Origin of the sequence: Mycobacterium sp. 2YAF39 (assembly GCF_052114565.1) — a bacterium.
In the GTDB taxonomy this organism is placed as follows: domain Bacteria; phylum Actinomycetota; class Actinomycetes; order Mycobacteriales; family Mycobacteriaceae; genus Mycobacterium.
Window position 1 is genome coordinate 519,324 of sequence record NZ_JBFREZ010000002.1, and the last position, 13,121, is coordinate 532,444.

Consider the following 13,121-nt stretch of genomic DNA (forward strand, 5'->3'; position numbering starts at 1 on the left):
ATGTTATCCAGGTTCAACCGAGGTCACATCGGTGAGGCCGCTGATCTTGAGGACGGGGATGAGTATGGGGTTGACGATCAGCCGGATGCGACCGGCGTGGCCGAACAAGGCGTCGATCGCGGCGCTGTCCAGGTAGTCGACACCAGAGAGGTCAATCGTGAGCACACCGCCGTCCTGCGATGCCGGGGTCATGGCTTCGGCGATCGCCGTCGCGAACACTTCGACATTGCTCATATCGAGTTCACCGCTCACACTCAGCACCACCGAGCCGTCGCCACGGCTGTGGGTGTCGACACTCACGGGGGTGGCCATCACGCGATCCTCGTATGCATGTGAACCGTCGTGCCGGTTTTACTCGGCTCGATAGACACATCCTGCATCAGCGCGCGCATCAGCATGAGGCCTCGGCCACGGTGTGAGTTGGGGTCGTCTTGCGGCGGTATCCACGAGCCGGTGTCGACCACCGTGAGGTGTAACCGGTCCGCCAGAACGATCGCGCGGAGACTCACCGTGCCTCCGGTCTGTTCGCGATGTCCGTGCTCGATCGAATTCGACACCGCCTCTCCGACAGCGATCAGCACGTCCAGCGTCTGTTCGGCATCCAGGCCGGCGCGGGTGAGCCAGCTGCGCAGCGTTGCGCGGGTCGACGAGAGATGACCTGGGTCGGCGGGAATCTCGACTTCGAGCGGCGCGGGTTGTCGATAGAGCAGAAGCGCGACGTCGTCCTGATAGCCGTCGCTGGGCGCCAGCCGCGACATGATCTCGTCGGCAAGACCCTCGAGTGCGGTGTCCCGGTTGTCCTGCACGAGGTCGGTCGCGCGGCGGATCCCCTGGTCCAGCGGTTCACGACGACGCTCGATCAGCCCGTCGGTGTAGAGCAGCAGCGTCGAACGCGCGGGCATTACCACGCTTGCCTCGGGACGAGACTGGTCGTACGACAAGCCGAGAGGAGTGGCTGCGGCGCCGTCGAGCAGTTGTGTGGTGCGGTCGGCCATGACCAGTATCGGTGGCGGATGGCCGGCACTGGAATACACCACTTCTCCGGTTTCCGGATTCAGCACCGCGCAGAACGCCGTGGTGCACCGCGCGCCGTCGAGTCGGGCGGCGAACCGGTCGAGCGCTGTCAGTGCGGCTGATGGGCTGGAGTACTCGAGTAGCAATGCGCGACAGGCGCTTCGGAGTTGACCCATCACCGTTGCGGCCGCCAACCCGTGACCGACACAGTCGCCGACAATCAACGCAATGCGACCGTCGTCCAGATTCACGACGTCATACCAGTCGCCGCCGACATGCAGGGGGCGCGTGGCCGGCCGGTATCGCACCGCGAACCCGCCCGACACACTGGGACCGAGGATCGCGTGCTGCAACGCCAGTGCCGTTTCGCGCTGCACGTCAAGTTGGTGTACACGCTGCAGACCTTGACCAAGACGTCCGGCCAACACCGTGAGGAGCGTGTGGTCCTCCGATGTGAACGGCCGACGCTCCTCGAGCTCGACGAAGATCACTAACACACCGTCGGGGTGCTGCAGAGCAATACCCGCCATTCCGAATTCGGTTGCGGCCGAGGCGAGTAGGTCGCCGTCGCGGCGTGTGCGGATGACATCGTGAGCGCGCGCGTCCAATTCGCTCCACGTCGTCGGCTCACCGACGCACACGACCTCCGAAGGGGCTGCGTCGGCCTCGTCGGCCGGGAAGGTGACCGCCAGGACGCGGCGTGCCGACCAGACGTTTCGAAACTCCTGCGCGGCCGCCTGCACTGCATCGTGCATCGAATCAGCTTGTGCGAGTTGCTGATTGAGAGCGGACAACGCGACTTCGCGCTGCACGTTGTAGTGCTCCGCGGTGACGTCGCGGAAGGTGCCGACCATGACGCGACGTCCGGTATCGGGATCGTCGACGTGGTTGAAGGAGGCGGTCAGCCATAGCCGATGCCCGTCCCTATGGGTGGCGGGAGCCGTCACCGTGCCGTGCGATAGGTGCCGGACGCTCGCGAATGCTTCCGCCATCTCGCTGCGGGCATCGGGGTCTGTGCTGTCCGACGCCAACCACGGGTGAGGATGTTCGTACGGCAGGCCTTCGACGCCGTACCCCAGCATGTCGGTGAATGTTGCGTTGATCTCGATCACGGCCCCGTGCTCATCGCAGACGAAGAACGCTTCCTGCAGCGAGTCGACCAGGGCCGTGCGCCAGCGGGTGTGGTGGTTGCGCAGCCGTGCCAGGCCGAAGTTGGCGCGCACGCGGGCGAGCAGTTCCGCCGCCGCGAACGGTTTGGTGAGGTAGTCGTCGGCGCCGGCCTGCAGACCGCCGATCGACGCCTCCTGTCCTGCGCGCGCGGACAGGAGGAGTACCGGCACCCCCGCGGTACGCGGATCTGCACGCAGAGCAGCGACGAACCCCAGCCCGTCGAGCCGCGGCATCATCACGTCGCTGACCACGATGTCCGGCAGTGTGGCGCGTACGAAATCCAGCGCCTGCTGGCCGTCGGTGACCGCATCGACCTCGTACCCGTCGTTCCGAAGCAGGCGGGTCAGATAGTCGCGCATGTCGGCGTTGTCGTCGGCGATGAGCACGCGGACCGGCTTGCGACCGCCCGCATCCGAAGTGACGTCGTCATGTGCTTGCGACGCCTCTGTCGTGCCGGCGTCAGCGGGGATCCAGCGCAACGCCTCCTGCAAAAACGGCTCGGCCACAGCAGACGATGCCCGGCTCGCGTCGGCTGCCGCGACCTGGTCGGCGGGAAGATTCGCGGCGCCGAACGGCAGCCGAATGGTGAACGTCGTTCCCACATTTTCGGTGCTGCTGGCCTCGATGCTGCCGCGGTGCAGGTCGACCAGCTCCTTGACCAGAGCCAACCCGATTCCGCTGCCCTCGTTGGACCGCGCGCGGACGTTCTCGATGCGGTGGAAGCGTTCGAACAGCCGAGGTATCTCGGCGGCCGCCACACCGATCCCGGTATCCGCCACCGTGATTGCCGCTCCGTCGTTCTCTCGCCGCACGCCAATGGAGATCGTGCCGTCGAAGGTGAACTTCAACGCGTTCGACAGCAGGTTGAGGATCACCTTCTCCCACATGTCGCGATCGATGTAGACCACCTCGTCGAGAGGCGGGCAGTCGACGGCCAGAGTCAGACCGGCCCGTTCGACCGCCGACCGGAACACGCTCGCCAGCTCGGCGGTGACACTCGCAATGTCGACCGGTACGAAGTGAGCCTGGGTGCGGCCGGCTTCGATACGCGAGAAATCCAGCAGCGAGTTCACGAGTTTGGTCAGGCGTAATCCGTTCCGCCAGACGGTATCCAGTTCCTGACGGGCCGGCTCGTCGAGTTCCATACGTTCACGCAGCTGGTCGACCGGATCGAGAATCAATGTCAGCGGTGTGCGGAACTCATGGCTGATGTTCGAGAAGAATGTCGTCTTGGCGTGGTCCAGCTCGGCCAGCTCTTCGGCCCGGCGCTGCTGGGCACGGAAGCTTCGGGCACTGCCGATGCCCGAGGCGATGTGCCCGGCGACAAGTGTCAGGAAGCCGCGGTAGCCGTCATCCAAGGGGCGGTAGCGGTTCAGCGCGGCCACCAGGAATCCGCTCGGCGCGCTGCCCTGTTGCATCAGCGGGATCACCAGTGCCTCGGCGGGTGGTTCGCGCCAATCTCCCGTCGGCAGGTTCGACAATCCGCCGAGCCCCACCGACACCGTGTCGCCGCGCGCGACTTCGTCGAGGGGCCACACCCCGGCGTCGCCTGCGAGTAGCAGCGAAGGAGCCGCGGGATGCCGGGCGTCGATACCGCTCGAGCCGGCGAGCCTCGCGTCGCCGTCTTCGTCGAGCAGGTAGGTCAGCGTGAACGGGAGATCGCGTGGGTTGTGGCCGAGCTGGCGGTCGGCGAAACGAAGTGACTCACCCTCGGTGCGCATGACGCTGGGATCCGAGCCGAGGTCACGCAATGTCGTCATCCGCCGCTCGGCGATCACCTGTTGGGTGACCTCGCTGACCACGCAGAGCATCCCGACGATCCGGTTGTCGTCGTCGCGCAGCGGACTGTAGGAGAACGTGTGGTAGGTCTCCTCCTGATAGCCGGATCGCTCCAGGAACAGCAGCAGCGCGGAATCCCAGGTGGCTTCACCAGTGGATAGGACGCCGTCGATTCGCGGTCCGATGTCGTCCCAGATCTCCGCCCACACCTCACGGGCGGGCCGTCCCAACGCCCACGGATACTTTCGCCCCAGGGTGTCGCGACGATACGCGGCATTGCAGAAGAAGGTCAGATCCGGGCCCCAGGCCATCCACATCGAGAACCGGGACGACAAGAGGATGTCGACCGCCGTCTGCAGGCTCTGCGGCCACTGGTGCGGAGAACCGAGAGGAGTGCTCGCCCAGTCGACCTGGACAAGGTCCGCGCCGACCTCGCTGTCGCCGCTGAAGACCGCGGCGATGGGATCACGACCTCCGTCGGCAGCGCCCATCTCAATGTCCTTCGAGCGCGGCCGAGACGCTGGAATAAGGCCGGAGAACGCCGTCGAGCTTGGTGACCTGAATGGGACGGAGAACTTCGGCATTGGGGGCGGCTATGCGGACGGCGACGCCCGCGGATTTCCCCTGCTCGTGGCATTCGAGGACGGCGTTGAGTCCTGCGCTTCCGAAGTGCGTGACACCAGAGAGGTCGACGACGAGAAGCCGGGCCGGGTGATCCAACGCCCGCTTCAGGGCGGTGTCGAGATGGAAGACGAGAGTCGAGAAGCTCTCCGAATCGACCTCACCGGCCGTCGACACCACGACAGCGGCGTCGCGGACATCTTGGTTCACTTCCAGTAGTGCCACGTCTCCGCACCTGTTGCCAGTGTTGACCGCCAATATTTGGAACCACCGATACCCAATTTCGTGCCAGCACACACGTTCACTTGTCGCCGCCGCGATCGACGCGCTCATGCGCGGTGAGCAGCAAATGGTCGAACTGTCGCCGAAGATCGTCAGGCTGAAAGTCGACGGTGGTGAGTTCGGCGACTATTTGCGCAGCCAGCACGCGCAATTTGGTGTTGGTGCTCTGCGAACGCCAGAGCAGTAGCTCGAACGCCGAGTCTGCCTCGATCCGGTAGACGAGCATCAGCGCGCCTTTGGCCTGCTCGATCGCCGCACGCGATTCCAGCAGTTCTGGAAGTGACGCGTCGAGTACCTGCCGACGGGTCTGATCGAACGTGTCGGTCAGGTCGACGTAATAGCCCTCGGTTCCCACGACCGCGCCTTCGTCGTCGAGCATGCGGTCGGCGAGCACGATGACCGTGTGGACTCGGCCACCGGTGTCGATGAAGCGGTGGCGGCTCGAGAACGACCCTCGGGAGAGCAGCGCGTGATCGAGAGCATCCTGGACGTGCTGCCGGTCATCGGGATGCTTGTGGGAGAGCAGCAACTCGGTGGTCGGCGCGACCTCGCCGGGTTCGTAGCCATGCATGCGGGCGACCTCGTCGGACCATTCCCACGTCTGCCCCACGAACCAGAAGCGGAAGCTGCCGACGCTGAGGTCCGGCGACACCGGCGCCGATCGCTCGCCGCGGGCCGACACGCCGCGCTCGTACATCGACCGATCATCGCATCTTCATCCGTGTGCCACGACAGATATTTGTGGGCAACGTCAGGCCGGCGAGCGCCCTCTACCGGCCCATTTGCACCTAAGCTCAATGCGTGCGGAACGCATTCCATCAGCAGCTCGACGACCTGATCGTCGGCATCGCCGAAATGTGCGGCGCGGCCGGCCACGCGATGGAATCCGCGACCCAGGCCCTTTTGCAGGCCGACCTGCTGCTCGCCGAACAGGTGATCACTGACCACGAACTCATCGTGCAACAGGCCAGGAAGACCGAGGAACAGGCGCTCACCGTCCTCGCGTTGCAGGCCCCGGTCGCCGGAGACCTACGCGCAGTGGTCAGCGCGCTGAAGAACATTGCCGACGTCGACCGGATGGCGGCGCTGGCGCTGCACGTCGCCAAGCTGACCCGCAGACGTCATCCGGAGAAGGTGCTTCCGGAGGAAGTCAACGGCTACTTCACCGAAATGGGCCGTATCGCAGTCGATATGGGCAGCAACGTGAAGCAGGTGGTGCTCTCCAAGGACACGAACCGCGCAGAGCAGCTCGCTGACGACGACGACGATATGGACAACCTGCACCGCCACCTGTTCACGGTGCTGATGGACAGGGAGTGGAAACATGGCGTCGCCGCGGCCGTCGACGTCACTCTGCTGGGCCGCTACTACGAGCGTTTCGCCGATCATGCCGTCGAGGTCGGCCGCCGGGTCATTTTCTCGGCCACCGGAGAGTCGGCCTGACGGAGCCCCGGTCGGGTCCTGGCCGAATCTAGTCCGCGGCGGCGCTCCGTTCGGCTCGCCGTCGTATCCGCTCCCACGGCCAGGTGATCAGGGCCCACACGATGAGGACGATGGTCACCTCGACGAGCAGATAGACCGGCCATGGGCCCAGGAAGTCCAGCACAGACGCGGTGGGTGGTTTGCCATTGAGGTAGCCGTAATTGGTTCCCACGATCGCGTTGAACGTGAAGGTGAAGGCCACCCAGACGAGTGTTGCGATGATCGCGAAGCGGTAGTCGCGCCATGTCGGCCGCATCCGGCGGCCCCACGTCAGGTATATCGCCGCCCAGACCACGAGCACGTGAAGCGCGAAGAAGGTGATGAACAGGTGGTGGGGGAAATCCGGCGACCCCTCCTCCGCCGTGCCGACGTCCGGGGTGATCAACGCCTGGGAGCTGAGCACCAGGCACCAGTAGTACGTGAGCACGAACGCCCAATGCCGTTGCGTCCACAGGGCGTAGATCGAAATGAGTTCGGCGACATCGCACAGTTGCAGCGGTATCGATGTGTCCAGGACGGGGCTGAGGATCTTGTAGGTCAGCGCCACAAGGAACATCACCCCGATGACCACCGCAAAGCCCCGGCTGAAGAGCCGGGCCTGCGATTCGCTCTGCCGTCGTCCGCCCCAGACCAGCAGCGCAGCGCCTATCACGAACACCGCGAGAACTATCAGGTGCGACGGCCCGTAAGCCGTGAATTCGCGCTGTGCCGCCAGTAGCTCCATCAGATCTTCCGTCTAGTTGCACCCTCATGCGCTCAGGCATGCGGCGGCTCGACTTGCCGGGATTCGAACCCGCTCCAGGGTAGCCGTTGAACTGCAGGAACATCGGACAGTGGGCGGGGCCGCCGCGAAGCGTGAAGAGTTCAGGCGGCCGGTTCGTATCGCACCATGGTGACCTGGTGGTCGGGATAGTCGAAGAAGACGGGCCGCACGCGCATGCCGATCCGCAGGTCGGCAGGATCCACATTCACCATCTCGGTGGAAAAGCGTGGCCCCTCGTCCCACTCGACGATCGCCAGTAGCTGCGGCACGGCGTCGGCGAAGTGCGGGCCGACGGGGCGGCGGGCGACGGTGAAGGAGTACAACGTGCCCATCCCCGAGATCTCGCGCCACTCCAGATCGTCTGCGAGCGTGCGCGGTGCGCGCACTCGCGGATAGAACACCCAGGCGTCGGTGGACGGTGAATACTGAATGCGAATCCGGTGCTCGGACAGGGCATCCCAGAACGGTGTGGTCGTCGGCGTCTTCACGGGCATGGGCCGTTCGAAGGTGGTCATGCGATCAATCTCCCTCGAGGATCAGTGTCGTCTGCTCGGAAAGGATGCCGCCGTTGCCGGAGACGAAGGCCCGGTGACAGTCGGCGACCTGAGCCTCGCCGGCTCGTCCCATGATCTGTCGGGTGGCATCGCAGACGTGGTGCATGCCACCTGCCAGTCCCGCCTGACCGAACCCGAGCTGACCGCCCGCTGTGTTGAGCGGGAAGTCGCCGCGGAACGTCAGGTCGCGGTCGGCGACGAAAGCCATGCCCTTGCCTTTCTCGCAGAACCCGGCGTCTTCGAGGCTCAGCAGCACCGTGATCGTGTAGCAGTCGTAGATCGACACCATGTCCATGTCGGCGCGCTGCAGGTTCGTCATGCCGAACGCGGTGTCGGCGGCCTTGGCGATCGGGGTCTGCAGGAGGTCCTGCGCGTACGTCGGCGTCTTGAACGGGACGTGTTCGCCGAATCCCTTGATCCACACCGGCCGGTTGCGTGACCGCTTGGCGACGTCGGCGTTGGCCACCAGGACGGCCGCCCCACCAACGCAGGGCATGACGATCTCCAGCATGTGCAGCGGGTCGGCGATCACCGGGCTGGCCAACACGTCCTCGACGGTCAGCGGCTTGTCCTTCCAGATGGCGCCCTCGGTGTGGTTCGCGTTGAACCGCTGGTCGACCACGATCTTGGCCATCGCGCGCTGGTCGTAGCCGTAGACCGCGGCGTAGCGCTGGGCAACCTGGCCGTACGGCCCGTTCTGGCCGAGATTGCCGTAGGGGATCTCGAATTCAGCCTGCGGAGATCCGTATTGGTTGCTCGACGAGCCGAAGAAGACCGCGTCGACCAAGACCTTGGGCTTCTTCTCCGACATCGGGGTGATGTATCGCGCGGGCAGCACACACAACACCGCGTCGCAGAGACCGAGTTCCACGGCGGCGGCGGCGCGCCACACCATTCCGGCCGCGCTCGCACCTCCCAGGTCGACGAGTTCGGCGAAGTTGGCGTCGACGCCGAGGTATTCAGCGACCGTCGACGGGACGAAGATCTCCGATTCGCCCAGATGTGAGGTGACGATCCCGTTGACCGTTTCGGCAGGCAGGCCGGCGTCGTCCAACACAGCTGCCGAGAGCTCGGCCCATTGTTCGATCGTGAAAAGACCCGGCGTCGCCTTGTTCATCCGCTCCGGCGGCAGTTCGACGTAGCCGACGATGGCAGCGTCTCCGCGTAAACCCATGCTATTACTCGTTTCTCGCTATCCTCGGCTACTTGCGGGGTAGACCCATGATCATCTGGGCGATGATGTTGAGCTGGATCTGGCGGGTGCCACCACCGATCAGTTCGGCGGGCAGCCGCAGATACGGCGCGACGACAGCGGGTTCGGACCGCTCGACCATCGCAAGCGGCCCCGCCAACTCCAGGGTGGCCTTGAACGTCCGGCGCAGCATGATGCTGGTGGCCACCTTGGCGATACTCGACGCGGGACCGGCGCTTTGTCCGTCGAGGAGGCGAATCGTCTCGCGCACGCCCAGCGCTTTGATGGCGTTGGTGTACGCGTCGAGTTCGCCCAGCGCACGCAATACGGCGTCCTGGTTCGGACCTGCTTGCGCGGCGAGATCACGCAATGCAACCGCACGGTCGATGTTCACGTAGCCGCCGATCGCCACCCGTTCCTGGGCCATCGTGGCGATCGCCAGATTCCAGCCGTCCGTCGGTTTCCCGAGCAGCATCTCGTCGGGCACGAAAACGTCGACGAGGAACACCTCGTTGAAGTGCGGGTCGCCGTCAGCCGTCTTGATCGGCTGGATCTCAATACCGTCGGCGCGCATGTCGACGATGAAATAGCCGATTCCCTTGTGCTTCGGTGCGTCTGGGTCCGTTCTGGCCAGCAGCGCGCCGTAGTCGGCGTACTGCGCGGAGGATGTCCAGATCTTGTGGCCGTTGATTCGCCAACCGCCGTCGACCTTGGTCGCACGCGTGCTCAGCGCGGCGAGATCGGATCCGGCGCCGGGCTCGCTGAACAGTTGGCACCAGAGCAGCTCGCCACGTTGCGATGGCGGAATCAACTGCTGCTGAAGGTCTTCCGATCCCGCGCTGATTATGGACGGCAGGATCCATTCCGCGATGTTGAGCGAAGGTCGGACCAGGTCGGACCGCTTGGCGAATTCGTCGTCGATGATGAGCTGCTGCAGAGGCGTGGCCCCCATGCCCCATGGTGGCGGCAGGTGCGGTGCCATCAGCCCCGCCTCGGCGATGAGCGAGCGTTGAGGCCCGCTGGCCAGGTGGTCGTAATCGCCAAGCGGGCTTTGCTTGTCGTTACGCAGTTCGAGTGCACGGTCCAGCAGTTCCGCGATGCGAGCGCGGAAGGCCGCTTCGGCGTCACCGAGTTTCACCGTCATGTCACGCATATGCGTCCGGCCCAATTCGCCGAGACGTCGCGACCATCCGGTGATCGGCCCCATCGAGGCGGCCAGACTCGTCGCGCGCCGCCAATACAGATGCACGTCGTGTTCCCACGTGAACCCGATGGCGCCGAACATCGTGAGCGCATCGAGCAGGAGCTCGGGAGCCGGCGCCACGGCCATGATGGCGGCACCGGCGGCGGCCAGTTGTCGCTGCTCCGGCGCTTCTCCGATGGCACGCACGGCATCCCACGCCGCCGCGGCGGCCAGCTCACTGTTGACAAGCAGCATCGCCGCTTCGTGCTGAAGCGCCTGGAAGGTACCGATGGGCTTGCCGAACTGCTCACGCGTGCGCAGATGCGCGGTCACCGCATCCACGGCCCATTCAAGCGTCCCGGCGGATGCGCACGCCGACAATGCGACGGCGATGTCCCACGCCGCATCATCGTCGATACCGTTGAGCACCAGCGCATCCGGCACGTCGTGGTCGCGGAGGTGCACGACCCCGACGTCGATGGTCAGGTCGGTGCCGTCGCGCGCCTCGATTGTCACCGAAGCGGCGGCCGGGTCGACGACGAACCACAGCGTCTCACTGTCGCCGCGGCCGGCGGCAACCAGCATGACGCCGGCCGAACGCACCCCCATAGCGACGCCCGACGACCCGCTGACCTGCCATCCAGTGTCGGTTGCTGTAGCGAGCAGGTCGCCGGTATGAGGCAGCGCCACGGTGGCGGTACCCCCGGCGGCGAGATCGCTCAACAACGAGTTGGCGGCCGGCGTGCTCTGGGCCGACAGCGCGACGGCACCGGCGATCACCGTCGACAGCAGTGGCCCTGGGACTAAAGCGGTGGCCGCAGCCTCGATGACACACGCCGCGTCGACCAGCGAACCGCCCTGTCCACCAACGGCTTCAGGAAGGTGGACCGCATGAAGGCCTTGTGCGACAAGGTCATCCCACCACTTGGGCAATGCGCCATCTGCGAGGGCGTCGAAAGAGCTGCGGGTCTGGTCGACGGCAGCATGCCGCGCAGCGAAGCGGCCGACTGCCTCTTCCAGTTGCCCCTGCTCCGGGGTGAGCCCGATGGGCACCGTCACGCCGCCTTTCGTTAAACAAGACGGACCGTCTCGTCTTGTGGCAGACTACGGGTTGTCAGACGCACCGGCAACCGAGGATGCGCCACATGGTCCGCCCCGCCACGGCTCCGCGCCGCCGCAGCGAGAAGTCACGCGTGGCCATCGTCACCGCCACGCGTGAGTTACTGCTCGAGCGTGGTTTCGACGGGACCAGCATCGAGGCTGTGGCCGCCCGCGCAGGGGTCGGCAAGCAGACCATCTACCGGTGGTGGCCAAGCCGCCCAGCGCTCGTCGCCGATGTCCTGCTCGAAGATGCCGACAAGATCATTGCGCCGGTGACACACAGCGACGACATGGTCGGCGATCTGGTCCGGTGGGCGGGCAAGCTCGCTGCGACGCTGACCACCGAACGCGGTTCGGCGATGCTGCGCATCCTGACCGTTGCCTGCATGGAGCACGTGGACACCGCGATCAGGCTGCGGGCGGGATTCAGCGCACCGCTGCTGGAAAGCGTTCGGGCGCGACTGCTCGCGGATGGCGTGGACGAGAGCACCGCCACTGCGGCTGCCGACGCCATCGTGGGCGCGGTCGTTTACCCGATCCTGTCCGAGGGTCGCGGATACGGCCGGAAGCGGGCCGAATCCACCACGCGGCTCATCATCGCGGGCTTGCCGATCTAACGGTTCACGCTCGCTTTGGTCACGAACGATGACCGAGGGTCCTCATCCTGCGACGGCAGTGATTGGATCGGCTGATCGGCCTGCATTGACAACGGCCCGGAGGTCATATGGGGTCGTTTGGCCCACCAGAGGTCATCGTTTTGCTCGTGGCGGTTGCGGCCGCCGCTTCGGTGTGTGGCTACACCGCATCAGCGGTTGCACGGCGTCGTAAGCAGCGCGCACGGCGGTCCTTCATCACGGGGTTCTTCTGCGGATTCACCACTGGCGTGGTCGTCCGACGTCGATGGCGAGACATCGGTCGCCTGGCTGTCCGGACGCTGAACTCCACGTCGCTTTCTAGTCGTCCGGGCCGGGCGCCGCAGCGGCACCGCCGACTTCCGATGGCGTTGTCGAGCGTTCGGCGCTAGCACGGGCGACGAATTCGAGCCCGGCGTTGATCGCCGGGCGGTGACGCAGAATGCGGTAGTGCGCCAATCGTCCGAGCCCGCGGGTGGTCACCAAAGTCGCCCCCGGCCAGACGTCGACGATTGCCTGACTCATCTCGTACGGGCTGTCGGGGTCGTCCGGGTCGTGCACGATCAGAAGCGGGGGCGGATCCTCGAGAGTGGCGGCCAACGCCGCGATGTCGGTGTCGTACAGCGGCATCTTCAGCCGCCGGTCCAACCGACGGTGCAGGCCACCGCGAATGCGCGGCCCGAAACCATGGCGATCGGCGAAAACGTCCAGATACCAAGAGAAGTCGCCCATCGGCGCCATGAACACCAGATTGTCGGCCTCGGCGCCCCTTGCCACGGCCAACGCGGCGGCCTTCGCACCGAGGGAATGCCCCACGATCGCGTGCGCGCGCCCGTGCGTGCGCACGAAAGCCCGGACAGCTTCTGCGCATTCGACGATCGTCGTGCGACCCGGCGCAAGATCTCCCGGTTCTGAGTCATTGTGGCTGGGAAGGTCGAACGCGATCACCCGGTGGCCTGCCTCGACCAGAGGTTTGACGAAGACTCCCAGGTGCGCGCGGCATCCGCCCCAACCGTGCACCAGGTACACCGTCGGCCCGTCTCCCCACGACTCCCCCGCGATCCGGTGTCCGGACCAGGCGGCCTCCGCGGGCTCACTCGGCGGGACACCGGGAGGCATGCGCAAGCTCGCGTCCACCGCGGGCGGGGTGCACCAGAGCTCGACGGCCCACCGTGATCCGACCGCAGGCGCGAATCGCTCGAGAAGCCCGAGCGCGCGCCGTACCTTCAGCTCGACCGGCGGTTCGATGCCGGATCCCGCATCGTCCGGCGACTGCCCGGATTCGCCGACCATCGGCACTTCCCCTCTGCGTTCTCCGCATACATTACTTATGAGTAATGTCAGATGC

General features: G+C 65.6%; 11 protein-coding genes and 1 pseudogene. 2 read left to right on the plus strand and 10 right to left on the minus strand.

Going from position 1 to position 13,121, the window contains the following annotated elements; translation table 11 throughout:
- Positions 1-3 precede the first annotated feature (3 nt).
- From AB4Z42_RS07955 to AB4Z42_RS07975, 5 genes and pseudogenes are all read right to left on the minus strand, one after another.
- Entirely contained in the window at positions 4-312 is a 309-nt protein-coding gene (locus AB4Z42_RS07955) for an STAS domain-containing protein (RefSeq protein WP_442008577.1), read from the minus strand.
- Positions 312-1,442 carry an ATP-binding SpoIIE family protein phosphatase gene (locus tag AB4Z42_RS07960; protein WP_442008883.1) on the minus strand — a complete coding sequence of 377 codons (1,131 nt, stop codon included), beginning with the start codon at positions 1,440-1,442 and terminating at the stop codon, positions 312-314. Before AB4Z42_RS07960 ends, AB4Z42_RS07955 begins: the two co-directional genes overlap by 1 nt.
- Positions 1,443-1,844: 402 nt before the next feature.
- Positions 1,845-4,547 (minus strand): annotated as a pseudogene (locus AB4Z42_RS07965) (response regulator); the annotation flags it as partial.
- Positions 4,456-4,809, minus strand: a complete 354-nt coding sequence (locus AB4Z42_RS07970) for an STAS domain-containing protein (RefSeq protein WP_442008578.1) — start codon at positions 4,807-4,809, stop codon at positions 4,456-4,458. The gene AB4Z42_RS07970 and the pseudogene AB4Z42_RS07965, both read right to left, overlap by 92 nt.
- A gap of 76 nt (positions 4,810-4,885) precedes the next feature.
- Positions 4,886-5,563 (minus strand): PAS and ANTAR domain-containing protein, encoded by a 678-nt coding sequence (locus AB4Z42_RS07975; protein WP_442008579.1) that lies wholly within the window; start codon positions 5,561-5,563, stop codon positions 4,886-4,888.
- 104 nt (positions 5,564-5,667) lie between these two features.
- Here AB4Z42_RS07975 and phoU point away from each other — a divergent pair, with 104 nt between their 5' ends.
- The gene (gene phoU, locus AB4Z42_RS07980; protein WP_442008580.1) at positions 5,668-6,309 is read left to right on the plus strand and encodes a phosphate signaling complex protein PhoU; all 642 of its coding nucleotides are present in this window, start codon (positions 5,668-5,670) and stop codon (positions 6,307-6,309) included.
- A gap of 28 nt (positions 6,310-6,337) precedes the next feature.
- On the opposite strand, the gene AB4Z42_RS07985 is transcribed toward phoU, so the two are convergent.
- The 4 genes from AB4Z42_RS07985 to AB4Z42_RS08000 all read right to left on the minus strand — a co-directional run bounded on the left by AB4Z42_RS07985 (position 6,338) and on the right by AB4Z42_RS08000 (position 11,093).
- Positions 6,338-7,072 carry a YwaF family protein gene (locus AB4Z42_RS07985; RefSeq protein WP_442008581.1) on the minus strand — a complete coding sequence of 245 codons (735 nt, stop codon included), beginning with the start codon at positions 7,070-7,072 and terminating at the stop codon, positions 6,338-6,340.
- A 140-nt stretch (positions 7,073-7,212) separates the two neighbouring features.
- Complete coding sequence (locus AB4Z42_RS07990; protein WP_442008582.1) at positions 7,213-7,626, minus strand: Zn-ribbon domain-containing OB-fold protein; 414 nt, start codon at positions 7,624-7,626, stop codon at positions 7,213-7,215.
- Positions 7,627-7,630: 4 nt separating this feature from the next.
- Positions 7,631-8,839 carry a thiolase family protein gene (locus tag AB4Z42_RS07995; RefSeq protein WP_442008583.1) on the minus strand — a complete coding sequence of 403 codons (1,209 nt, stop codon included), beginning with the start codon at positions 8,837-8,839 and terminating at the stop codon, positions 7,631-7,633.
- Positions 8,840-8,867: 28 nt separating this feature from the next.
- Entirely contained in the window at positions 8,868-11,093 is a 2,226-nt protein-coding gene (locus AB4Z42_RS08000) for an acyl-CoA dehydrogenase family protein (protein ID WP_442008884.1), read from the minus strand.
- 92 nt (positions 11,094-11,185) lie between these two features.
- Between AB4Z42_RS08000 and AB4Z42_RS08005 the strand changes: the two genes are divergently transcribed.
- On the plus strand, positions 11,186-11,758 hold the full coding sequence (locus AB4Z42_RS08005) for a TetR/AcrR family transcriptional regulator (protein ID WP_442008584.1): 573 nt from the start codon (positions 11,186-11,188) through the stop codon (positions 11,756-11,758).
- A gap of 336 nt (positions 11,759-12,094) precedes the next feature.
- Here the strand turns inward: AB4Z42_RS08005 and AB4Z42_RS08010 are convergent, their stop codons facing one another.
- A complete protein-coding gene (locus AB4Z42_RS08010) occupies positions 12,095-13,066 on the minus strand; it encodes an alpha/beta fold hydrolase (protein ID WP_442008585.1) in 972 nt (323 codons plus the stop codon).
- Positions 13,067-13,121: the final 55 nt, after the last annotated feature.